This is a genomic window from Alkalihalophilus lindianensis (assembly GCF_032843265.1).
Classification (GTDB): domain Bacteria; phylum Bacillota; class Bacilli; order Bacillales; family Bacillaceae_D; genus Alkalihalophilus; species Alkalihalophilus lindianensis.
This window is the reverse complement of record NZ_JAWJBA010000967.1, coordinates 1-239: the sequence shown is the minus strand read 5'-3', so window position 1 is coordinate 239 and position 239 is coordinate 1. Positions and strand designations below refer to the sequence as shown.

Annotated in this window: 1 protein-coding gene; it reads left to right on the top strand. The window is 45.6% G+C overall.

Going from position 1 to position 239, the window contains the following annotated elements:
* Positions 1-239: ATP-dependent Clp protease proteolytic subunit (locus RYX56_RS24990; protein WP_317124471.1), on the top strand; the 239-nt coding region annotated here is incomplete at both ends.

The window sequence follows — 239 nt, the reverse complement described above, 5'->3', positions numbered from 1 at the left end:
ACGATATGCATTGCCAAATGCTGAAGTGATGATCCATCAACCGCTTGGCGGTGCTCAAGGGCAGGCTACTGAAATCGAGATTGCTGCGAAGCGAATCCTCTTCCTTCGTGAAAAATTAAACAGAATTTTAGCCGAGCGCTCCGGCCAGCCGCTTGAGGTCATTCAACGCGATACAGACCGCGATAACTTCATGACAGCTGAAAAAGCAAAAGAATATGGGTTAATTGACAACATTATTA